Annotated in this window: 13 protein-coding genes; 3 read left to right on the plus strand and 10 right to left on the minus strand. The window is 41.0% G+C overall.

Features of this window, described 5'->3' with window-relative positions; translation table 11 throughout:
• Positions 1-345: 345 nt before the first annotated feature.
• The 8 genes from ACY3ZI_RS15830 to dgt all read right to left on the minus strand — a co-directional run bounded on the left by ACY3ZI_RS15830 (position 346) and on the right by dgt (position 17,116).
• The gene (locus tag ACY3ZI_RS15830) at positions 346-1,839 is read right to left on the minus strand and encodes a hypothetical protein (RefSeq protein ID WP_487375486.1); all 1,494 of its coding nucleotides are present in this window, start codon (positions 1,837-1,839) and stop codon (positions 346-348) included.
• Positions 1,824-7,151: a TcdA/TcdB pore-forming domain-containing protein gene (locus ACY3ZI_RS15835; protein ID WP_487375487.1), complete on the minus strand. Its 5,328-nt coding sequence runs from the start codon at positions 7,149-7,151 to the stop codon at positions 1,824-1,826. Before ACY3ZI_RS15835 ends, ACY3ZI_RS15830 begins: the two co-directional genes overlap by 16 nt.
• Positions 7,152-7,359: 208 nt before the next feature.
• Complete coding sequence (gene eno, locus ACY3ZI_RS15840) at positions 7,360-8,661, minus strand: phosphopyruvate hydratase (protein WP_006659306.1); 1,302 nt, start codon at positions 8,659-8,661, stop codon at positions 7,360-7,362.
• A gap of 64 nt (positions 8,662-8,725) precedes the next feature.
• The gene (pyrG, locus tag ACY3ZI_RS15845) at positions 8,726-10,363 is read right to left on the minus strand and encodes a glutamine hydrolyzing CTP synthase (RefSeq protein ID WP_154602423.1); all 1,638 of its coding nucleotides are present in this window, start codon (positions 10,361-10,363) and stop codon (positions 8,726-8,728) included.
• Positions 10,364-10,727: 364 nt separating this feature from the next.
• On the minus strand, positions 10,728-11,522 hold the full coding sequence (gene mazG / locus ACY3ZI_RS15850; RefSeq protein WP_487375488.1) for a nucleoside triphosphate pyrophosphohydrolase: 795 nt from the start codon (positions 11,520-11,522) through the stop codon (positions 10,728-10,730).
• A 276-nt stretch (positions 11,523-11,798) separates the two neighbouring features.
• On the minus strand, positions 11,799-14,030 hold the full coding sequence (gene relA, locus ACY3ZI_RS15855) for a GTP diphosphokinase (RefSeq protein WP_154602421.1): 2,232 nt from the start codon (positions 14,028-14,030) through the stop codon (positions 11,799-11,801).
• A 16-nt stretch (positions 14,031-14,046) separates the two neighbouring features.
• Positions 14,047-15,378: a 23S rRNA (uracil(1939)-C(5))-methyltransferase RlmD gene (gene rlmD / locus ACY3ZI_RS15860; RefSeq protein WP_487375489.1), complete on the minus strand. Its 1,332-nt coding sequence runs from the start codon at positions 15,376-15,378 to the stop codon at positions 14,047-14,049.
• Positions 15,379-15,583: 205 nt separating this feature from the next.
• Positions 15,584-17,116, minus strand: a complete 1,533-nt coding sequence (dgt, locus tag ACY3ZI_RS15865) for a dGTPase (RefSeq protein WP_211887773.1) — start codon at positions 17,114-17,116, stop codon at positions 15,584-15,586.
• Between the two features lie 131 nt (positions 17,117-17,247).
• On the opposite strand from dgt, the gene mtnN reads away from it, so the two are divergent.
• Together mtnN and btuF are read left to right on the plus strand one after the other, a co-directional pair.
• A complete protein-coding gene (gene mtnN, locus ACY3ZI_RS15870) occupies positions 17,248-17,940 on the plus strand; it encodes a 5'-methylthioadenosine/S-adenosylhomocysteine nucleosidase (RefSeq protein ID WP_211887772.1) in 693 nt (230 codons plus the stop codon).
• 95 nt (positions 17,941-18,035) lie between these two features.
• A complete protein-coding gene (gene btuF / locus ACY3ZI_RS15875) occupies positions 18,036-18,845 on the plus strand; it encodes a vitamin B12 ABC transporter substrate-binding protein BtuF (protein WP_487377550.1) in 810 nt (269 codons plus the stop codon).
• A 234-nt stretch (positions 18,846-19,079) separates the two neighbouring features.
• On the opposite strand, the gene erpA is transcribed toward btuF, so the two are convergent.
• The gene (gene erpA, locus ACY3ZI_RS15880) at positions 19,080-19,424 is read right to left on the minus strand and encodes an iron-sulfur cluster insertion protein ErpA (RefSeq protein WP_132496746.1); all 345 of its coding nucleotides are present in this window, start codon (positions 19,422-19,424) and stop codon (positions 19,080-19,082) included.
• Between the two features lie 237 nt (positions 19,425-19,661).
• On the opposite strand from erpA, the gene hemL reads away from it, so the two are divergent.
• Complete coding sequence (gene hemL, locus ACY3ZI_RS15885) at positions 19,662-20,951, plus strand: glutamate-1-semialdehyde 2,1-aminomutase (RefSeq protein WP_154602416.1); 1,290 nt, start codon at positions 19,662-19,664, stop codon at positions 20,949-20,951.
• Positions 20,952-21,195: 244 nt separating this feature from the next.
• Here hemL and mrcB read toward each other — a convergent pair whose 3' ends face one another.
• Positions 21,196-23,742, minus strand: a complete 2,547-nt coding sequence (gene mrcB, locus ACY3ZI_RS15890; RefSeq protein ID WP_487375490.1) for a bifunctional glycosyl transferase/transpeptidase — start codon at positions 23,740-23,742, stop codon at positions 21,196-21,198.
• Positions 23,743-23,860 lie beyond the last annotated feature (118 nt).

Genomic DNA, 23,860 nt, shown 5'->3' on the forward strand with positions numbered 1-23,860 from the left:
GTTTTCAAGTAATTTTTGTTAATCATTTTTTACAGGAGGTAAAATATAGAGTTAATTTAATGGGATGGAAATGTAGATAACCTAAAACTGCGATCTGAGCCGCGCAATTTACTTGCTTTATAGCTAAAATCTTAAAAATCTCACTAGCGATTCACAAAAATGGCAATTTAATTACCTAAAACAAGGTATAGGCGAGCATAACTCACTACTTTCCCTTCTATAAATTATTTCCTTTTAAAATATATAACAATTTGATAGTTCAGATAAATCGGCCTATATTCATTTTGTGAACTGTAAGCCAGCTAATCATGTAACTTAGACTGGCTTACATTTTTCTTTGTTATCTTAGGAAGGGGAATTTAGCAGGCTATAATATAGTCTCTTTTGAGGCAGCAGCTCAGTCTGCATTCCTGATATCCCTAAAAATTCTTTTTGCTCAAGATTGGATGTATACCCTGACAATAGTGATATATCCACATCACTCTCTATATCATTGTAGTTTGGTATGCTAATGTTTGTTTCCACCAAGTCGTCAGTCATTATGAGCAGATGCTGACTCATAAATTCCTCAAGGGGAATACTATTTGGCTGGTTAATAAAACGTAATTGCAAATGCTGATGAGACGCTTTCTGTTCTCCAAAAACCTGACGTAAAACCAGTACGGTATTTTGGCTAACATCCGTAATCAATAAATCATCCCCATGTTGGGTCACGAGTAGCTCATCTATATTTTCAATGGGTAATATCAATGTATCCAACTTTAAGTCATGTGAATTATTATCAATGATAATTCCATGATAGTACTGCCAAACTTCTTGTGAAATCCAGTAAGTGTCCTCACCCTCACCTGCGCTTAATACGATATTTTTAACATTTTTAATGGCTGATGGAGACAATACATCATTCTCTTTTCCGCTTCGAATGACTAGCGAAGAGCCCATACGCATTCCATTGTTTCCTAGTATATCGATATAGATAATCTCACCGCTCACCGCTGAAAGTAATAGCCCGTGACCAACCTGTTTGATATTTGAAAATTGCAAATTGGGATAAATATCCTCAGCAGAAGGTAGATCCTCATGCTTTAAAAGTGTTGAGCCTTGCGCAAACGCCAACCATAATTGGCTTTCACTCACCACAGGCTGCCTATACAATTTTTTTGTCGTAAAATCGAAAAGTAAGGCACTCGATTTCTGTTCATCAAACCCCCAAAATTTAATCTCATTTTTCAGTGATAATTCGTGTGCTATCACAATTTCACCATTAACAAACCAACCAGGAAAGGAAGCTTGACCTGTCGAATCATGTAATCCAATTAACATAATGGGCTGGCAGCAATAGTAATCACCTAATGCTTTCCACCATTCCGCTCGTTGATTAAGCCAAATTTCATTGATTGCAACCACATGAAATTTCCCTTCTGCATCAATTTGGCTGACAATCCCATCCCCATCAGACATAAAAATTTTCCCTTGTAAAAACACCACATTTTGTAAATTAAAAGGGGTATTTAAGAACCATGCGGTCGGTTTAATCACATTAAGTACATCTTGTCCTGGCCCTTCTTGGCGATAAACTTCCTTATTCTTCTTGCTATAAAAATAGAAAATCTCAGTACCTTGTTTATCGAACAAACTACCAACTAATGTGAGATCGGATGGAATAGGCCAATGACTTTGGTGTAATCGAATATTTGTCGGTGTTTCTCCATAGCCTAAAGAAGGGGATAAATTAGGTTTGATAAGTAAACCATCCGTTTTTCTCAACCAATAGCGGTGCAATGCTTGATTACCATCGATGCCTGAGATAGTAACTGTTTGACCTAAAATCGCATCCATATGTTGTACTTGTTGACCATGTAATTTATAGGTACTGCTAAGCATATAACTCTGTAGAAATGAGTGAGGGATTGCGATGAAGATTGAGTCGGCGTTTCTGCAAGACGCATTATTAATCTTGAATCTGCATTTAAACCCAATAATTCGACTTGATTTTCCTTAAGCTGAAAATTGGCAACTTCATAAGTATCAGAATAACGGCACGAAAAATAAATATGTCCATCACCTTTCCATAATTGTAGTATTTCAAAATTCCGATTATTTTTATTTTCTAATTGGTATTCAGCATTAATCACACCTGTAGCAATATCAACTTCCCATATTTTTTTCTGTTCCGGTAAGTAAAAATAAGCTTTTTGACCAACAGTTGTACTAAAAACTGCATTTCGTTTATTTTCATTTATACTACTAATAAAAATATAGCGTTGAGAACTAACTTCATAAAATGCCCGACCAACATTTTCATTATTATATTGATGATTTTCTATCACAACATATTGCCCATGATTTTTATTCTGTTCAGCGTAATGTTGCAAATGTTGATTTAAATCTTGATTACCCGCTCTCCATTTATTTTCATCTTCGTTAATGATACTCATTTGTTGTGATGAAAAAGAAACTTTTTGTATTTCATCATTTTTGTCAACAAACAATATCGTTCCTTGAATACTGCTGGAATCCAAATCAATAATGATTCCATCTACTATCAATTGACCATTTTTTAACTCAACCTGATTGCTATCTAACTGACTAATATCAATAATCCACTTAGAATGTTGATTATTAGACGAATCATCAGTTAGCTTAATTTTGACACCTTTATTCAACGTTAATTTATATGTACCGCCATAGCCTTGTATATGATACTCAATCTTTCCATGCCACTCAGATGCTAGTTGAGGAATAACTAAATTACGGTCCTTTTTATCAAGAACAATATTTATAGATGTATCTACATATTCATGAAAAATTTGGGTAATCGTATTTTCACTTGGGAATATGTAAAAATCATAATCAAAGTTATCTTTTTTCTCTAAACGCCTAATAACATTAAAGCCACTATCATTACGCGATGTACAACCGGGCCATAAGTTATAACTGTATTTTATATAAGACTTAGGTATAACAGGAAGGATTATTGTGTCCACATGTTGAAAATCAATATCACGCTCTTTATTTTCATAACCAATTCCTTGACGAATATTTATGGCTTTAGATTTATCCAATAGCATCGTGGGAAAATTACCAGCCCAAAAGATATAATTTTTCCGTCCACCTCCTGCTGAATTCGGTTTTGTACGATATATATACTGACTATCAAATTCAATTTTATTATCTCTAAGAGAGATAGTACTAAATACCGCACCAAATTTTGGAATGAGCATATTTTTATCTGAAATATAATCAAAACCATTACCTTTATAAGCTTCATCTAGTGTGTAAAAATAGCGTCCAACTGCCTTTGCATCCTCACCAATGATGGCAAAATTACGTGCTAATCCAACAAACCCGATACCTAACCCTGCCACAAGAACACTAGCGCTCCCTAAAACACTTGCAGCCCCTGCACATCCAGCAATACCTAATCCTATTCCTCCTGAGCCTGTTGCAAAACTAGCAGAGTCAAAAGCAAGTTGAGTGCCAAATATAATACGTTCAGGATCATTTTCCGCATTTGATAATTCATAAGCATCGAAACCAACTAAGGCCCCACTAAAAATAACTGTCATTCCTTCATTCGCTGTTTTTGTCATTGATGAAAAGAAAAAATTCATTCCTTTCCCTGCTATTTCATTTTCTTGGGCTAGCTCTAATTTAACAATGTCATTGATTTTTACTATATCGTTCATCGCACCATGTGCCATCATTGAGTAATTAACATAGCTATGAATCTTTAGTGCTAAATATAAATTTGATGATACTTTTCCTTTTGATACATTATTATGATTCTTTTCTTCTGCCCATTGAATTATTGATTGGATAGCAATACCTGCATTTAATCCATCAAATGATGAAGAACTTGCTTCACCAAACTTTTCACGTAGATGGTTTTCTTCAAATGTGTAATATTGTCTGAAGATTCCCATTTGCTCTAAGGAATGGCGCTGAAATCGCATAAAAATACTATCTTTAGTTTCAACCCAACAAGTTAACTTTGAGTCCTTAATGTTAACGAACTGAATTTTGTAATTTTCATTACCCAATGACTCTACTGACGAAAATAATGGTATCCAGTTTTCATCCAATTTATTTTCTGTTGTTAATATTGTTAGCGATTGATCGATATTTTCAGCCCATTGCTCCGCATCTAAAATCACTAAGGATGTTTTCAATTGAGTGTCATGGATAATTTCATTTTGTTGATGGAATAAATCCTCGATTTCCTTTTCTCTTAATGACTTTATTGATAATTCTTCAGATGAAACTAAGTCATTTACAGTCAAATGATTACCGATAGGAACATCTTTCATACGACCGACATCAATAAAGACTAACTCAAATGCAGGATTATTATTTCGCTCAAAAGCGCTATAATAACTTGCCATTTTCTTATCAACGAAAAAAACCTTTAAAGCTGAAAATAATCGTTTACTATTTTTGAAGGAAAATAAACCAAAATTAGGATCGTAAAAATAATATATACTTTTCCCATTATCTACAACCTTCCCAACTAGCATCGAATGGCTTTTACTGTTCATTGCAAACATTTTTGTTTCTTCATTGATATCTAGTAATGTCTGTATTTTCTTCAATTCCATCACGCCATGAGAAAAGGAGGATTCAACCGCACTAACATTGGAATGAAGATTTTTGAGTGACGATTGTAATAATAGCGCATCCTTACTTTCAGGCGCTGCCGCTGCCATATATAGCTTATCAATAAATCTATCAGCACCTGTATGTCCATTAAGAGCTAATGCTACAGACATCGTTCTCACTAAAGGGTAACAGCGACCACCTGAATCACTTCTTATTAATGACAAATAAAAATCTTGTGGTATTAACCGATTTGTTTTGCTGCCTAAAGAAGAAAATAACTCACTAATCTTCCCTGTTTGATTTAAAACCTTTGAAATATATTCAGAATAACTTACATCTTGAATTTGGCGATATAGTGCACCTCTTTCTTTTGCTGTATATTCTCCAGTAACATACAATTTCTTTAATTTATTTGAATTCATTGATACATCAAAACCAGGAATATTAATCTCTTTATAATTTTCAATACCTAGATTAAATTCATTTTTAAATCGTAGGTTTCGAGTTAACTTATGTAAATAAATTAAATTCTCATAGCGTTCATTAATAGTAAGGTGGTATTCGGAGCTGGCATTTACTTCTATATTTTCATCATAATCAATTGTTTGAATAACAGCATCTGTCCCATGTTTTTCTTTAGTACTGATCCATATCCAACTCCGTTCCACCTCTCGTAAAGCATAAAGTAAATTCCCGTATTTTCTTTTATTCAATGAAACAATCGTTTTATTCGTTTTAATAATGCTTTCTAGATACTGTCTTTTATTGCTATCGGTTGTATTGGAAAGTTCAAATTCTAAGAATTTACATTTTTCATTTAGCTTATTATTTTGGATATCTAATTTTAATTTTATACACTCACCTATATCCAACCAAGTGTTTACTGATGCACTTTGCTCTAATGGCTCTTGCAACATATCTTCACTTTCAGGTATATCACTAAATGTAATATTTAGATTACTAGCCAAATCTTTCAGTTCTTGATGTATTTTATTTCTATAAATATAAAAATCATGCATTCTTTGCTTTCTTGAGTAATCTCCAGGCTTTTGCCTTATAACCATATTACTTTCTGGATTTAATGAACTATCATTTCTTTGCGGCTGAAAAATAAGACTCCACTCTTCATCATTATAATGCATAAATACGCTAGCTTTAGTAATATTATGTTCTTTAATATTGTAATCTCGCTCATCAATAGCCATCACGACATTATCATATAATAAAGATGCATCACTTCGATTATCCCTATATACTCGATATGTTTCACTATTCAATTCTGTAACAATAATAGAACCACCACGCAATTGCCCTGTAAATAAAAATTGTATTTCCGATTTTTTTTTAGGGATATCTATATATTCAACTTGTTTACTATCTTTACTTCTCATTTTTGATTCTAAAAAATAGCAATCAATAGAATTAAAGTCATCATTTCTATAACTATCATCTACATACTCAATAAAATAACCGTGACCAATCTTTTTATTAAAAATAACTTTACCTTCCGATGGTAACTGTAAAACTTTATTCAATTCTTTCGCATTCAATATATATTGCTGAGAAAAATTTATAGGGTCCTGTTTAAAAATATCAATGTCTTTACTCGGTAACACTTCTACCCCATGATTGCTGCCAGCTAAACTAATATCATGACTAGCCTCGCGAACGGATTGAGAGATCAATGCTGGATTTTCAACTGAATAACCATAGATACTTAGCTGATGGTCAAGACACTCCTCTACAGGCGTCCCTGTTAATAATGACTCGGAAACAGCTTTAGTCATTATCTCTGCTCTTACTTCTCCATGGCTGCTCGATTGATTTTTCAAGGTTTCAGAATAAGAGATTCCCTTATCAATACGGTGCATCCCTATAGGTACATGTTCAACAAATGCATCTTCAGGTAATAGTTCCTTTAATTCATTCGCAATCTCAATTGCATCTTGTAAATTTGCATTGGGAAAATAAATAACAGCTTGATCTGTTAAGTTACCTAATTTTTTAGGCCCCATAATCTTTGACTGCATAATTTTATTATGAGGATCTCGTTCATACAAATAAACTAGTGCTTCAGCTAATGAAAAGTAATGCTCTTTTTTCACATTAATTGTTAATCGCGACATTAACATCGAATTATTTTTATATCGCCCATTGAAGTCCTTGGGTAAAAGACGATAAGCATCACCATCTAAGAGATCACTATCCGATAAGTGACTAAAATAGTCTTCATTTTTTCCTTGAATTCTAATTTCAATATTTGAATTATTTTCAGCTAATAATTTAAACTTATCCAAATATTCTTTTTGCTCTTCAATAGTTAAGCCGCTTGCATCTATAGGCTTATTTGAACTGTATTTTGCATATATAAAATTTGAAAGATTTGATTCTATTATTTTTAGTTTTTTAACTGAAGATGAACTCCAAGATCCATTGTTTTTATATTCTGTCTTTATCTCCATTACTATTTTCTTAATAGCAGCATTACTATTGGCATATTGATAAAGATATTTTGTTTCAGTTAATAATGAATTACGACTATTTGTAGGCATGATTATATCCCTATTTAGCATTCACATTAGTTAATAAAACAATCCAATTAGATTGTTATCCTATTACTAACACAAACTTTAAAAATGACTAAATAGAGTTAATCTGCATTATTTATAGATTTTAAATAATTTCAAAAACATTTATTTTAAATAAAAAAAAGGGACGATTTCTCGTCCCTTTTCTCAATTTAATCTAAGCGAATATAAATTACGCTTGACCTTTAACTTCTTTCAGACCGTTGAATGGTGCGCTGTTACCCAGAGCTTCTTCAATACGGATCAGTTGGTTGTATTTAGCAACACGGTCAGAACGGCTCATAGAACCAGTTTTGATTTGGCCCGCCGCAGTACCAACCGCTAAATCAGCGATAGTTGCATCTTCAGTTTCACCTGAACGGTGAGAGATAACGGCAGTATAGCCAGCATCTTTCGCCATTTTAATCGCAGCTAATGTTTCAGTCAGAGAACCAATTTGATTGAATTTGATCAGGATTGAGTTAGCGATGCCTTTCTCGATACCTTCTTTTAAGATCTTCGTGTTAGTTACGAATAAATCGTCACCAACTAATTGAATTTTGTCACCAAGAACTTTAGTTTGGTATGCGAAACCATCCCAGTCAGATTCGTTTAAACCATCTTCGATAGAAACGATTGGGTATTGTTTAGTCAGTTCTTCTAAGTAATGAGTGAACTCTTGTGAAGTGAAGGTTTTACCTTCGCCTTTCAGTTCATAGTTGCCAGTTTCTTTGTTGTAGAACTCAGAAGCTGCGCAGTCCATCGCCAGAGTCACATCTTTACCCAGAACATAACCTGCTTGCTCAACCGCTTCTTTAATAGCAGCCAGTGCAGCAGCGTTAGATTCTAAGTTAGGTGCATAACCACCTTCATCACCAACAGCCGTATTCATACCTTTAGATTTCAGTACTTTTGCTAAGTGATGGAAAATTTCAGAACCCATACGTACCGCTTCTTTCAGAGTCGGTGCGCCAACAGGTTGGATCATGAATTCTTGGATATCAACGTTGTTATCTGCGTGCTCACCACCATTGATGATGTTCATCATTGGCAGAGGCATAGAGTATTGACCGTGAGTACCATTCAGATCAGAAATATGCTCATACAGAGGCATACCTTTTGCCGCAGCAGCTGCTTTTGCGTTTGCTAAAGAAACTGCCAGAATTGCGTTTGCACCGAATTTAGATTTGTTTTCAGTACCATCTAAGTCAATCATGATTTTATCGATATTTGCTTGATCTTTAGCATCTTTACCGATAACTGCTTGAGCGATTGGACCGTTAACAGCGGCAACAGCTTTCAGAACACCTTTACCCAGAAAACGTGATTTATCACCATCACGCAGTTCCAGTGCTTCACGAGAACCTGTAGATGCGCCTGATGGAGCCGCAGCTAAACCAACAAAACCACCTTCTAAATGTACTTCAGCTTCAACAGTTGGGTTACCACGAGAATCAATGATTTCACGACCGATCACTTTAACAATTTTGGACATTAGGTTTTCCTCAGTACAAGTTAAATTTCGGGAAGTTGGCGAAAATTGCCGACTTCCCCGTATCTTATTTCAACTCACCTTTCTGGTACTTACCAGCGGCTTTAACAAAACCTGCAAACAACGGATGACCATCTCTTGGGGTCGAAGTGAATTCTGGGTGGAACTGGCAAGCCACAAACCATGGGTGGTTTGGATTTTCAATGATTTCAACCAGTTTATTATCCACAGAACGACCTGCAATGTTCAGACCCGCATCTTCGATACGTTTCAACAGCAGATTATTCACTTCGTAACGGTGACGGTGACGTTCAACAATCGTTTCTGCGCCGTACATACCGCGCACTAAACTGCCATCGGTTAAATGACATTGTTGACCACCAACACGCATTGTACCGCCAAGGTCGCTCTCTTCAGAACGCACTTCAACGTTGCCATCTTCGTCACGCCATTCAGTAATCAGCGCAACAACTGGGAATTTGCAATCTGCATCAAACTCAGTGGAGTTCGCGTCTTTCATATTCGCAACATTACGTGCAAATTCAATGAGAGCGACTTGCATTCCCAGACAAATACCTAAATAAGGAATTTTATTCTCACGGGCATATTGTGCCGTCAGAATTTTGCCTTCAATACCACGAGAACCGAAACCGCCTGGGACTAAAATCGCATCCAGACCTTTGAGTAACTCAACACCACGGGTTTCGATATCTTGAGAATCAATCAGCTTAATATTCACGGTTAAGCGATTTTTCAGACCCGCATGTTTCAGTGCTTCGATAACTGATTTGTATGCATCTGGTAATTCAACATATTTACCCACCATACCAATAGTAACTTCACCTGCTGGATTGGCTTCTTCGTAAATAACTTGTTCCCACTCAGATAAATCAGCTTCTTTGCATTCAAGGCGGAAACGGTTACAGATGTATTCATCCAAACCTTGCGCTTTCAGCATGCCAGGGATTTTATAGATTGAATCAGCGTCTTTCAGAGAGATAACCGCTTTTTCTGGAACATTACAGAATAGGGCAATCTTCGCGCGCTCATTCGCAGGAATGACGCGATCTGAACGACAGATCAGCACATCTGGCTGAATACCAATTGACAGTAACTCTTTCACAGAGTGCTGTGTTGGTTTTGTTTTCACTTCGCCCGCAGCCGCTAAGTATGGCACTAAGGTTAAGTGCATATACAGTGTGCGCTCACGGCCCACTTCCGCAGCCATTTGACGAATAGCTTCTAGGAATGGCAGAGACTCGATATCACCGACTGTACCGCCGATTTCGACTAATACAACGTCATGACCTTCACCACCACGGATGATGCGATCTTTGATTTCATTAGTGATATGAGGAATAACTTGGATGGTCGCGCCTAAGTAGTCGCCACGACGCTCTTTGCGCAGGACTTCAGAATAAACACGTCCAGTCGTAAAGTTGTTGCGACGTGTCATTTTGGTACGAATAAAACGCTCATAATGACCTAAATCCAAGTCAGTTTCAGCGCCGTCTTCTGTAACGAAAACTTCCCCGTGTTGGGTTGGGCTCATTGTGCCTGGATCTACGTTAATGTAGGGATCCAGTTTCATAATGGTCACATTGAGTCCACGGGCTTCGAGTATAGCCGCCAAGGAGGCTGCGGCAATGCCTTTACCCAGAGAGGATACGACCCCGCCGGTCACAAAAATATAATTAGTTTTCATGCTGAACCTGAACGTTTAGGTTTAAAAGATGATGGATATAACAGGACGGGAAAACAGTATACCCGAACCTTAAATCTCCTACAAATGTTCTAAGCGCAATAAGGCTAGTTTTCATTAATACCTTAAATAAATCAGCAAGTTAAAAATAAAAATATTTATCGTTTGATAAATAGTCACTTTTTAGGGTGCTATTCAACTGTTTTGCAAGATTAACACATTTTTGTGTAAATGCTAAATCCTTTCAGCTTAATCTATCACTGAAAAAACATCATTTTGCCGATTGTTTGATTTTGAATAACTATTTCAATCCGTGACTATCATTATCGACAAGCATTCTTTGTAAAATTTAGCTGTCTGGATTGGGTCATTCATCTAATTTGATAGATACCCACAATGCTTCCATCTCATCAAGTGTAGCAGTTTCTGTTGATTTGCCAGTTTTTGCTAATCGTCTTTCGATTTCACGAAAACGGCGCTCAAATTTATTGCACGCTTTTTGTAAGGCAAGCTCAGGTTTATGTCCTAAATGGCGGGATAAATTAACAGTCGCAAATAATAAATCGCCAATTTCCTCTTCAAGATGCTGTTCATCCACGACTGCTTGAGTGGCTTCTTCCATCACTTCTGCTAGCTCTTCGGTGACTTTGCCAGCCACAGGGCCCAGCGTATCCCAATCAAAGCCGACTGAGGCACAACGTTTTTGAATTTTATAGGCTTTCATTAAGGCAGGAAGTGCATTTGGGATATCATCCAACACTGAGTATTGGTCTTTCTGCGCACGCTCTTTGGCTTTACGCTGTTCCCAACCTGCAATGGCTTCTTGGCTGCTGAGTTGGTTATTTTCGTCGAAAATATGAGGATGGCGACGTTCAAGTTTGTCGCTGACAGCTTGGCAAATATCATCAAAATCAAATAGATTTTGCTCTTGAGCCATTTGCGCGTAGAACACCACTTGAAAGAGAAGATCCCCCAACTCGCCTTTTAAGTCGATAAAATCTTCTCGTTCAATGGCGTCTAGAACTTCATAGGTTTCTTCAAGGGTATAAGGGGCAATAGTCTTAAACGTCTGTTGCGTATCCCACGGACAGCCATTTTGCGGGTCACGCAAACGCGCCATAATAGTGAGTAACCGTTCAATTTGTTTATTGCCCTGCTGCATATTTAACCCTTATCAAAAAATAATTACATGGTGTTTTAATGAGGGTTATACCTTAACCAAATTGAATTGAATACGCTAAATTTTCAGATTTTTATTAACTAAACAACGAAAAAACTCTTTTCAAGATCATACCCAAATATACCGAAAGTAGATTTTCAAAATAGTTTGGATGTGCAGCTAGGCGGCAAGTAAGCAAGACCCTAGGAGCATACATAAGTATGTGACTAGGGCGAGCGCGCGCAGCCAACAACGCTGCGCGCCAAAATATGAAGAAAATTAGGAAGAGTGGCGTTTCGCCTCGATAACATCCGGTAACTGATTTAACTTCGTGAGAACTCGCCCCAGCACCTCGATATTATACAGCTCGATAGTCATATCGATGGTGGCGAGCTGCTGCTTCACATCGCTGCGGCTGCTTACCCCTAGCACGTTGACTTTTTCGTTCGCGAGGATTGTCGTAATATCGCGCAATAATCCACTGCGGTCATTGGCTATCACTCTTACCACCAACGAGTAACCGCTAGAGTAGTTTTCACCCCAAACTGCATCAATCACACGCTCTGGCGCGTGGCTTTGCAGCTCGGCAAGCTGTTCACAATCTGCACTGTGAATCGAAATTCCGCGACCTTTGGTAATAAAGCCGACGATTTCATCACCCGGAATTGGCTGGCAGCAACGCGCAATATGGTGCATCAGGTTGCCGACCCCTTCGACCACTACGCGCCCACTGCCGTGGGATGGTGCTCTTGGTACGCCAGATTTATTTTCCAGTGACTTCATCGCAGCGCGATCTTCTTCCTCTGCCGTCGCTTTATTAAACTTAGCTTGTAGGAAGTTAACCAATTGATTGATTCGAATATCACCGCCGCCAATTCCCGCTAACACTTCATCCAATGAGTGTACGTTATAACGGGCAATCAACTGTTTTTCTGCATCTCGTAAACTGATATCTAGATGAGATAATTCGCTGTCAAGAATTTGACGTCCCGCCAGAATATTTTTATCGCGGTCTTGTTTACGGAACCAGTTTTGAATTTTCGCCCGTCCACGGCTGGTTGTCACATAACCGAGGTTAGGATTGAGCCAGTCGCGACTCGGGTTTGGGTGCTTCTGGGTGATAATTTCAATCTGATCGCCCATTTGCAATTGGTAGCTAAATGGCACGATGCGCCCACCAATTTTCGCTCCAATACAGCGGTGTCCGACATCACTGTGAATATGGTAAGCAAAATCGAGCGGCGTTGAACCTGTTGGTAAATCCACCACATCGCCTTTTGGCGTAAACACATACACTCGGTCATCAAACACTTGGCTACGTACTTCATCCAGCATTTCACCAGAATCTGCCATCTCTTCTTGCCACGAGATGAGTTTACGCAGCCATGCAATGCGGTTTTCGTAGCTGCTGCCCTTACCTACGCCACTTGCACCTTCTTTATATTTCCAGTGCGCAGCAACGCCCAGCTCTGCATCTTCATGCATTTGGCGGGTACGGATTTGGATCTCTAGTGTTTTACCATTTGGACCTAAAACCACTGTATGGATCGACTGATAGCCATTTGGCTTTGGGTTCGCTACATAGTCGTCGAACTCATCGGGTAAATGACGGAAATGAGTATGCACAATCCCCAGTGCCGCATAGCAATCTTGTAGGCGTTCAACCACGATACGTACCGCACGCACATCATATAACTCGCCAAATGCTAAGGATTTCTTCTGCATTTTGCGCCAAATACTGTAAATGTGTTTTGGTCGGCCATACACTTCAGCTTGAATTTGCTCTTTGAGCATATATTTGCGCAGTGTGCTAACAAAATTGTCGATGTATTCTTCACGGTCAATACGGCGCTCGTGCAGCAATTTCGCAATTTTTTTGTATTCGTCAGGGTGTAGATAACGGAAACAGAAATCTTCTAATTCCCATTTTAATTGCCCGATCCCTAAGCGGTTTGCCAACGGTGCATAAATGTTGGAACACTCTTTCGCCGCTAAGACACGTTCATCTTCGCTGGCATCTTTGACTTCACGTAAATGAGCGATACGCTCGGCGAGTTTAATGACCACGCAGCGGAAGTCTTCTACCATCGACAACAGCATACGGCGGATGTTATCCACCTGTACGGAACTGGTTTCGTTAGATTGAGTGGCTTTAAGTTCGCGGATGGCATCCATCTCAATCACGCCTTTTACCAGCGCATGAATGGATTGACCGAAATCATCAATAACGGATTGTTCGTCGAGTTTTCCCTCTTCAACTAAAGGGAACAGCAACGCAGCTTGTAAGCTACCAATATCCATGCTGAGCGTGGATAGAATTTCGGTCATTTCAATGCCGCGCCACAGTAGCAGAGGCGCAATATCCTGCCCCGATAATTTATCGTGACAATACTGCCAGGTATGGATGAGTTTTTCTTCTGATTGTTTATTATTCAAACCCAAATCATTAACCCATTTTTCGGGGGCAAATTCACCTGCTGGGGTTAAATGCGCACTTCTTACTGCAACCATATATTCTCCCTACCTGTTACACCTCTGGGCTACGAACAAATAGCGCCATGGATTCCAGATGACTAGTTTGCGGAAACATATCCAACATCCGCAATTGAGATAACTGATACCCGCCTTCAAGCAAAACTTTACTGTCTCTTGCTAACGTTGTTGGATTACAAGAAACATAGACAATTTTTTCTGGCATCAGTTTAATTAAATGTTCCATTACACCAGCGGCACCTGCTCGAGCAGGATCTAACAAGACTTTATTGAAACCTTCTTGCGCCCACGGCTGAGTGTGAATCTGTTCTTCCAAGTTCTCATTATAGAACGCCGCATTCTCAATTGAGTTGCGCTGGGCGTTATTTCTGGCTTGAGTGACTAAATTTTCAACACCTTCAACGCCTACCGCCATTTTCACTAAGCGGGAAATTGGCAGCGTAAAGTTACCCATCCCACAGAAAAGATCCAATACCCTATCTTCTAGGCTTAGATCTAACCATGCTAAGGCTTGCGCCACCATGTGCTGGTTAATTTCGCCATTCACTTGAATAAAATTGGCAGGACTAAATTGTAAGGTTTCACCCGCCACCTGATATTCAGGTAAAATGGAGCCAGCCTCAAGCGGGACTAACTGACCTTCATTCCCTGCTAACCAAATACTAAGCCCATGAGACTTGGCAAAGTCTAGCAAGTGTTTTCTATCAGATGCGTCAACAGGGGCTAAATGACGTAGCAGGATAAGATTGCCGTTATCCCCGTGAATCAGCTCTACATGCCCTAATTTGCTGGCAATCGATAGCTGATTTAAACAGGTGGACAATGGCGCTAACAGTGCATCAAGTTCTGCGTGCAATACTGAGCAACTTTTAATGTCCACCAGCGTGTTGGTTTGCGTTTGGCGAAATCCCATCATTAAGTGATTAGATTTATTTTGATATTGCAGCCCCAAACGCGCGCGGCGGCGATAACCATATTCTTCACCGCCAATCACCGAAATAGGTGGCAGTACAGAGCCAGTCTCCCGCCCCATTAAATGTTGTAAAGCCTGCGCCTTGCTTTCGCGTTGAAGCCCAATCTCTACATGCTGCTGTTGGCAGCCACCACATTGATTAAAATAACGGCAGCGGGGTTTCACTCGTTGCGGGCTAGTGCTAAGGCGTTTAATGACTTTGGCTTTGGCAAAATGACGTTTATCTTCCGTCAGTTCGACTTGCGCCTCTTCCCCTGGTAATAAACCAGTGATAAATATGGCTTTGCCATCATGACGAGCTACGCCTTGCCCAGCGGCATCTAAACTATCGACATGAACCGTGATTTGACGGCGTTGGGTGGTGCGGCGATTTGGCGAGTAAAATTGGGCCATAAGTAGTCACTAAACGGAGTTAAATAAATTCTATTTCAAGCCACAGGTGGTAAGCCCATATTTACTTTATAACGGCTTACTTTATCACTGCGACTGCCTGATAATTGGGTAGACAAATTAGCGGGCTATCATAGCATTTTTTTTACCAAAATTAGTGACCACTTAGTTTTTTTGTCACGCTATATACTGACTTTTTTTATCAGCGTTAATTCGTCACCATAAATTTTCGATACTCTTCATAAGCATAATGGTCAGTCATTCCGCTAATGTAGTCTTGGAGCAGTCTGGCTCGATAATAAAACTCTAGCATCGATTTATCCGCATCGCTGGTGACTGAAATTTTTTCCAAGGCTTCGTTATAGGAGAGTCGATGTTTATTGGATAGCTTATGAAATAGGCGAGTTTCGATAAAAAAGTGTTTATGGTAATTTTGTGCCACTAATGCCGCAAAATCCTCTCTATCCATCATCAATAGTGGGCTGTAAACATCTAACAACCCGCTAATAATTCGGTAGCCTTGTAGCTCTAACTCTTCCACTTCATGGTGATTAAACACATGCTTAAACGCCACTGTTTTTAAAGCTTTTAAGAGGCGATGCTCTTGGCTTTTATCCTCAAGTAACGCGCTGTTAAAGCTGCCGTGATAAATTTCAGGCAGGTTTTGAATAAAGCGCTGAGCACTGTAATGGGCGAGTTTTCCTGTAATATTGACACGCAAATACATAAAAAACTGATCTTGCTGAATGCGCCTTGTGTGGTTATCGCTGATATTATTGAATGCCCGCAAAATAGTTTGGTCGAAGAGATCCCCAGATTTTACCTCGCCCCACTCCGCTTTTAGGTATTCAATTAGCTGCTCAACGGTATAAATGCCCTTTTCTGCTGCATCGTCTAAATCCGCAATACAGTAAGAAATATCATCGGCAGCTTCCATGATATAAGAGAGCGGAAAACGGCAATATTTTCCCATTTCCAATTTTTTACTTAACTCGCTGACAAAATCCGCTTCAGACCAATAATAGCCCGGTTTTTTCATTAAATAATCAAATTCTGGCGGGATAGGCTCAAGGTCATAAGCGCCGCGAGTGTATTTCAAAATAGAGCCAATTTGGGCGTAGGTTAAATTCAGCTTGAGCAGGCGATGCGCCATGCGCAGCCCTTGAGCGTTCCCTTCAAACGAGCATAAATCACGCTTAAGCTGACGACGAAATAGATCCTGTTTTTCATTACCAGTCAGTTGTAACGCTTTAATTTTGCAAGGGTCTGTCGTTTCTGGCGTGAAGAGATAATCTGGCGATAACAATTTACTGAACCAGCGTTGAATAGCGGCTTCACCGAAATGCCCAAACGGTGGGTTGCCAATATCGTGCATCAAACACGCCATTTCCACCAGGCTTTCAAAGGCATCACAACGGTCAGTTAAACCATATTCATCAAGCAATTTTTTCTTTTTCAGCTCACCCAACACCGTTTTGCTGATGTAGCGCCCAACTTGTTGGACTTCAAGAGAATGGGTTAAACGGCTGCGTACGGCGGAGTTTTGTTCAAGGGGAAAAACTTGGGTTTTCTGCTGTAAACGTCGAATGGCTGCCGAGTTAATAATCCGCCCACGGTCGCTTTCAAAGAGACGGTTTACGGCATCTTCATCATCGGGTGAGACTTTTTGATTTTTCCCACTGCTCATATAGTTACGCTGGAAACTCAGTTTTTTAACAAAATTAATCTCTTTTCCCGCCATGCTAGCCTCTATGCCTTACCGTTTTATTCCTGAATCTCCAAAGAAAAGGCAGAGGAAAACCCACCTTTCGATGTTACACTTTAGCCATCTACGACATAAGTGTCTAATTAATCAACAGTGAGTATGACATAATGAAAATCGGTATCATAGGTGCGATGGAGCAAGAAGTTGCGACCCTGCGCGAAAAAATTGAAGGTTGCCAAACATTGAGCCTTGCTGGCTGTGAAATTTATACAGGGAAAATAAACGGCGTTGACGTCGCTTTATTAAAATCGGGCATCGGTAAAGTCGCAGCGGCAATCGGTACCACATTATTGTTAGAACACTGCAAGCCTGATGTTATCATCAATACAGGTTCTGCGGGCGGTTTAGATCCACGTTTAAATGTAGGTGATATCGTCGTATCTACCGAAGTGCGCTACCACGATGCGGATGTCACCGCATTTGGTTATGAGCCGGGTCAAATGGCACAGTGCCCACCGGCATTTATTGCCGATGCAAAACTCATTGAAACTACCGAACAGTGCGTGAAAGCGTTAGATATGAACGCCGTTCGCGGTTTGATTTGCAGTGGTGATGCTTTCATCAACGGAGCTGAGCCTTTAGCGCGTATCAAAGCGACATTCCCAACCGTTGCTGCCGTTGAAATGGAAGCCGCGGCTATCGGTCATGTCTGCTACCAGTTTAAGGTACCTTTTGTGGTGGTTCGTGCAATTTCAGATGTGGCAGATAAAGAGTCCCACACTAGCTTTGACGAGTTTTTACCTATCGCTGCACGCCAATCATCCTTGATGGTTGCTGCGATTGTCACAGCATTAGCGTAATTTATTTCTCACTTTCTAAGGCATAACTGACCTTCATTTATGCCTTTTCTAATACCTCTTTGTGAAGTAATGCTATGAATCTAACGACCAAACTCATGCGCTCACTGATTGGTTTTCTATTTTTCTTAACCCTAATCAATAGTGCATTCGCCACTCCCAAATCCCGAGTCATTAGTTTATCACCTGCCAATACGGAGCTGGCTTATGCCGTAGGATTGGAAGATAGCTTAATTGCCGTAAGCGCCTATTCCGATTATCCAGAATCTGCCAAAAAGCTTGAGCAAGTAGCGGATTGGCAAGGGTTAAATGTGGAGCGGATTATTGCCTTAAAGCCGGATTTGATCTTGGCGTGGCGAGGCGGTAACCCGCAGCGACCTCTGGATCAGCTTGCATCGTTAGGGATTCCAATTGTCTATTTTGATTCGCAAAGCATTGATGGAGTTATCGCTTCACTGGAAGAGCTTGCACAATATAGCCCTCACCCAGAAGTGGCCGAGAAAAATATCGCCCAAATGCGTAGCACGTTAAAGATGCAAAAAGATAAATTAGATAATAATAAAAAACCTAAGCAATTATTTATTCAATTAGGCACTCAGCCATTATTTAGCGCTGGCGATAATACTCTTCAAAATGATGTCGTTAAGACTTGCGGCGCTCAGAATATTTTCGAAAACAGCGCTGTCCAATGGCCTCAAGTCAGCCGTGAGCAAGTCCTCGCTCGCAAACCCGATGCCATCATTATGACCGGCTCCTCCGAGCAAGAAAATGCCGTCAAAGCTTTCTGGAGCACCCAACTCAATGTCCCCATCATTCGCTTAAATGAGGATTGGTTCCACCGCGCTGGCCCTCGTATCATCAAGGCCACCGAGCAGCTATGCAGCCAGCTAAACGCGCTACCAAACTAAGAAAAGAAGTTAAGAATCTAAGATCACAGCAGGATTTTTTGAACAGAATTAATGCAGCAGGACAAAGATAATAAAACTAATTTTTTTCGTTTAAAATCTCACGAAATAATCTTTCTAAATAGTTTGTGCTGTGGCTAGGCGGCAAGTGAGGATATCTCGGGGAGCATACATAAGTATGTGACCCGAGTAGCTGAACGAAGCCAACACCGCCACAGCGCAAAATATAACGAAAGATCAGATGCTGAAGGAAGAACCACAACCACACGTGGATTTCGCATTCGGATTCGTCACAATAAAGCGCGATCCTTCTAACCCTTCAGTGTAATCCACACTTCCACCCACTAAATATTGCAGGCTCATTGGGTCTACAACCAGTGCGACACCTTGTTTTTCGATGGTCATATCCCCTTCGTTGATTTGATCATCGAAGGTAAAGCCATATTGGAAACCACTGCAACCACCGCCCGTAATGTAGACGCGTAGACGCAGGTTTGGGTTATTTTCATCGGCAACTAAGTCTTTTACTTTGGTTGCAGCTGCATCGGTAAATTGCAGAGGCAGAGCTACATCATCACTCATTTATTACTCCAGACCGGTGACCGGTAAATTCATAGGTAAGGCAAAGCCTACTTAGATCAATTTCTCAATTATCCGTCACCTGACTCATTGGTTCAAGTGTTGTTACACAATTGAGCACAGAGTTACTATTCATCTTTATGATTGATCCATCATTGTGATTGATAGCATTGGTTTAATCTCCCTTGTGCTTTAGAATAGCGGCAACTTTTTATTTAGTCTCTTTTCAGGAGCCCTGCAATGCACCATTCCGAAGAATTATATAATGAAGCCCAACAGCTGATCCCTGGCGGTGTTAACTCCCCTGTTCGCGCCTTTAATGGTGTGGGTGGTACCCCGTTATTTATCGAGCGCGCTGATGGCGCTTACATTTATGATGTCGATGGCAAAGCTTACATTGATTATGTGGGCTCTTGGGGTCCAATGGTATTGGGTCACAACCACCCCGCTATCCGTGATGCGGTAATTAAAGCCGTCAATAAAGGCTTAAGCTTTGGTGCACCAACCGCTGCTGAAGTAGAAATGGCAAAATTGGTGTGCGAGTTAGTCCCATCTATCGATATGATCCGTATGGTCAACTCCGGTACTGAAGCCACCATGAGCGCAATTCGCCTTGCTCGTGGTTATACAGGCCGCGATAAAATCATTAAATTCGAAGGTTGCTACCACGGTCACGCTGACTGCCTATTAGTGAAAGCCGGTTCCGGTGCACTGACCATGGGTGAGCCTAACTCTCCGGGCGTACCTGAAGATTTCGTTAAGCACACATTAACTTGCACATACAACGATTTAGCCTCTGTTCGCCAAGCTTTCGAAAACTACCCTGAAGAAGTGGCGTGTGTGATTGTTGAACCTGTCGCGGGCAACATGAACTGCGTACCACCAACCGCAGAATTCCTGCCGGGTCTGCGTGCATTATGTGATGAATTCAACGCACTGCTGATCATCGATGAAGTGATGACAGGCTTCCGTGTTGCACTCGGTGGTGCTCAAGATCACTACAACGTACAACCGGATTTAACCTGTTTAGGTAAAATCATCGGTGGCGGTATGCCTGTGGGTGCATTTGGCGGTCGCTATGAAGTGATGGAAAAATTAGCGCCTATCGGTCCTGTTTACCAAGCGGGTACACTTTCGGGTAACCCAGTTGCCATGGCGGCGGGTTTAGCCTGCTTAAATGAAGTCTCTCAGCCGGGTGTTCATGCACGTTTAACAGAACTGACCGATAAGCTGGCTCGTGGCTTAGCCCGTGTTTCTAAAGAGCAAGGCGTGCCTATGGTTATCAACCATGTAGGCGGGATGTTTGGTCTGTTCTTCACTGACGCCGAATCAGTAACGTGCTACCAAGACGTAATGAAGTGCGATGTGACTCGCTTTAAGAAATTCTTCCACTACATGTTAGAAGAAGGCGTTTACTTAGCACCATCCGCATTCGAAGCAGGCTTTATGTCTGTCGCCCACAGCGATGAAGATATCCAGCGCACCATCGATGCCGCGGAAATTGCACTGGCAAAAATCAAAGCCGAATAATCCCCGCAATAAACCGCACCCATAAAAATAGGCGCCATCTGCAAAAGACGGCGCCTATTTTTTATCTATGTTTCCGGATCTATTTTTGAACTGTTTTTTGGAGCTATTTTTTTGATCTGTTTTCTTTTCCAATCAAACTCAACATTCTCCAAAATCCCGTGCGTTGTAGCTAGGCGGCAAGTGAGCTAAGCCCTAGGAGCATACACAAGTATGTGACTAGGGTTAGCGAGTGCAGCCAACAACGCTACGGCGTGCGGGATGACGGAGAATTGGACGGAGAATCGCCGAACATATCTTTGACCCAGTCCGGGGCAGTATCCTCTTGAGGAGCTTCACCATTCCCATTCAAATTCCACGCTGGATCTTGCGATGCGGATCCTTGGCATAGGCTTTGCGGGTCTTCTGTCCAGACTGGCAACATTCTGCCGCCACCTAAATCAGAGCAGCTAAATTGACCATCCATCATGACGCGCATGTCGGTTATCCCTTCTGGCGCTCGGTTGATCAGTGTCAGTGGCGCTTGGTTATCTAAATAGCGTTGATAAACTCGCAGTGCCCCTGTTGAGCCTGTTAACTGTGTTGGTCCGTTGTTATCGCGACCGACCCAGACAATAGCCACTTCCTTACCGTCAATACCCGCGTACCAGCTATCACGTAGGTCGTTGGTGGTACCCGTTTTACCCGCCAGATTGTATTTACCATATTTATTCAGTAATACACGTCCAGTACCTTGCTGTACCACTTGCTGCATACCGAACAGGGTCAAATAAGCGGCTTGAGATGGCACGGCACGCTCTGCGGATGGGTAACTTTGATACAGCTCTTTACCATCACCATCAATCACGGAGCGTAATGCAGATAATTTCGCTCGATTACCTTCGCCACCAATGGTTTGGTACACTTGCGCCACTTCAGCTGGCGTTAAGTTCACTGCACCTAACAACATCGCTGGCACTTTTTCCATCGCACTTTCTGGCGCCCCCAAACGAATGAACGTATTCATCACTTGGTCGAGACCAATTTCCATCCCTAAGTTTACGGTTGGAATATTTTGTGATTTCGCTAATGCATCCACCAGCATCATACGGCCATTGAAGTTACGGCTATAGTTTCGTGGACTCCAACTTTGATTACCGACCTTGATAGTCAGCGGTTCATCGGATAGCCACGTATTTAAGCGGAAACGGTCTGGCTCACTTAATGCCGTTAAATACACCGGTGGTTTTGCTAAAGAACCAATGCTACGACGGGCATTCAACGCTCGGTTGAAGCCTGAGAATTGTGGATCAGAGCCGCCGACCATTGCACGCACTTCGCCGTTAATACGGTCGACAACCACCATGGCACCTTCGATATCATCCAATTTACGTGCTTTACGTAAATCAGCCACGCCGAACTCGACTGCATTTTCCGCCGCCGTTTGCGCCACCGGATCTAAGGTGGTAAAGATTTTCGCTCCAGAGAGATCTTTAACTTTATCCCCAAGCTTCTCGCTCAGTTCTTGTCTCACCATCTGCATAAATGCCGGTTGAGATGCGACTAACCCCTCTTTGTTTTTCACGCCAAGCGGTCGAGCACTCAGAACTTGGTACATCTCATTGTCGATAACACCACGGGTTTCGAGGATTTTAAGCACAATGTTACGGCGTTTAATCGCATTTTGTGGCTTAGTCCACGGGTTAAAGGTTGATGCACCTTGCACCATTCCCACCAACAATGCTTGTTGGTCAAAGCTTAACTCATTGATTGGTCGACCAAAGTAATACAGACTCGCCAACGGGAAGCCGCGAATTTCATCATTACCATTTTGCCCTAAATAGACCTCATTCAAATACAGCTCAAGAATGCGTTCTTTGCTGTAGTTGTAGTCTAAAATCAATGCCATAAAAGCTTCGTTCGCTTTACGTTTCAGGGTTCTTTCGTTGGTTAAAAATAGGTTTTTCACCAACTGCTGCGTTAAGGTACTTCCCCCTTGCACGGAACGACCTGCAGTGACGTTCGCTACCACCGCACGACCGATAGAATATAAGCTAACACCATCATGCTCATAAAAATTTCTATCTTCCGTTTCGAGGAGGATTTTTACCAGGGATTCAGGGAAGTCCGCCATTGGCAGCACTAAACGCTGTTCATTATTCGCAGATTGCATCATGGTGATCAGTTTCGGATCTAAACGGAAGAAACCGAACGAGCGCCCATTTTCAATATTTTCAATCTTGCTCAACATCCCATTTTCAAACACCAGACGCGCGAGGACTTGCCCCTCTTTTTGGTCAGGGAAATTAAATGGACGACGCAAAATTTCAATGGTATTGCCTTTCACCACAAACTCACCGGATGTGGTGATTTTGCTGACTTTACGGTACTGCATCCCTTCGAGCAGGTTGGTCATTTCAGCTTGGCTGTAATCCATACCCGGCTCAAGGTTTACCATGCGTCCATATACCGCCGCAGGCAAGTCCCACACCTTACCATCAAGGCGTTCTTTAATTTGTTGGTTTAGATAAAAACCGTAAGCCGCCAGTATGACTGCAAGTACCAGCATTAATTTAACTAGCAGCCAGAACCAGCGCCATTTACTCTTGCGAGGTTTGTTCTTTTTTGAGCCTTTTTTGGTCATTTGCTCTTCTTCATCGTCTTCATCATCAAGATATTCGTCATCAATATCTTCGTCATCATACAGATCTTCATCATAATCATCGCGGCGTCTACGGCGGCGTGAAGAAGAGGATTGTTTCTCGGCAGCGCGTCTTTTACGTCTACCAATGGGTTCAAAATCTTTACCGGACATGGTCGCTCCATATCTCCTATACCTAAATAGGCATTAAAATCTAACTAATATGCACAAGTACAACTACAGATACGTAGATGTAACATAAGGCTAATTTTGGCTCATGATTCAAGGAATT

This window comes from Providencia sp. LY12 (assembly GCF_057621555.1).

Bases quoted from the DNA above. Each gene is read 5' to 3' on its own strand.
- ACY3ZI_RS15830 (WP_487375486.1), bottom strand. From the start codon at position 1,839: ATGGATGCGATTTTAGGTCAAACAGTTACTATCTCAGGCATCGATGGT.
- ACY3ZI_RS15835 (WP_487375487.1), bottom strand. From the start codon at position 7,151: ATGCCTACAAATAGTCGTAATTCATTATTAACTGAAACAAAATATCTT.
- eno (WP_006659306.1), bottom strand. From the start codon at position 8,661: ATGTCCAAAATTGTTAAAGTGATCGGTCGTGAAATCATTGATTCTCGT.
- pyrG (WP_154602423.1), bottom strand. From the start codon at position 10,363: ATGAAAACTAATTATATTTTTGTGACCGGCGGGGTCGTATCCTCTCTG.
- mazG (WP_487375488.1), bottom strand. From the start codon at position 11,522: ATGCAGCAGGGCAATAAACAAATTGAACGGTTACTCACTATTATGGCG.
- relA (WP_154602421.1), bottom strand. From the start codon at position 14,030: ATGGTTGCAGTAAGAAGTGCGCATTTAACCCCAGCAGGTGAATTTGCC.
- rlmD (WP_487375489.1), bottom strand. From the start codon at position 15,378: ATGGCCCAATTTTACTCGCCAAATCGCCGCACCACCCAACGCCGTCAA.
- dgt (WP_211887773.1), bottom strand. From the start codon at position 17,116: ATGGCGGGAAAAGAGATTAATTTTGTTAAAAAACTGAGTTTCCAGCGT.
- mtnN (WP_211887772.1), top strand. From the start codon at position 17,248: ATGAAAATCGGTATCATAGGTGCGATGGAGCAAGAAGTTGCGACCCTG.
- btuF (WP_487377550.1), top strand. From the start codon at position 18,036: ATGCGCTCACTGATTGGTTTTCTATTTTTCTTAACCCTAATCAATAGT.
- erpA (WP_132496746.1), bottom strand. From the start codon at position 19,424: ATGAGTGATGATGTAGCTCTGCCTCTGCAATTTACCGATGCAGCTGCA.
- hemL (WP_154602416.1), top strand. From the start codon at position 19,662: ATGCACCATTCCGAAGAATTATATAATGAAGCCCAACAGCTGATCCCT.
- mrcB (WP_487375490.1), bottom strand. From the start codon at position 23,742: ATGTCCGGTAAAGATTTTGAACCCATTGGTAGACGTAAAAGACGCGCT.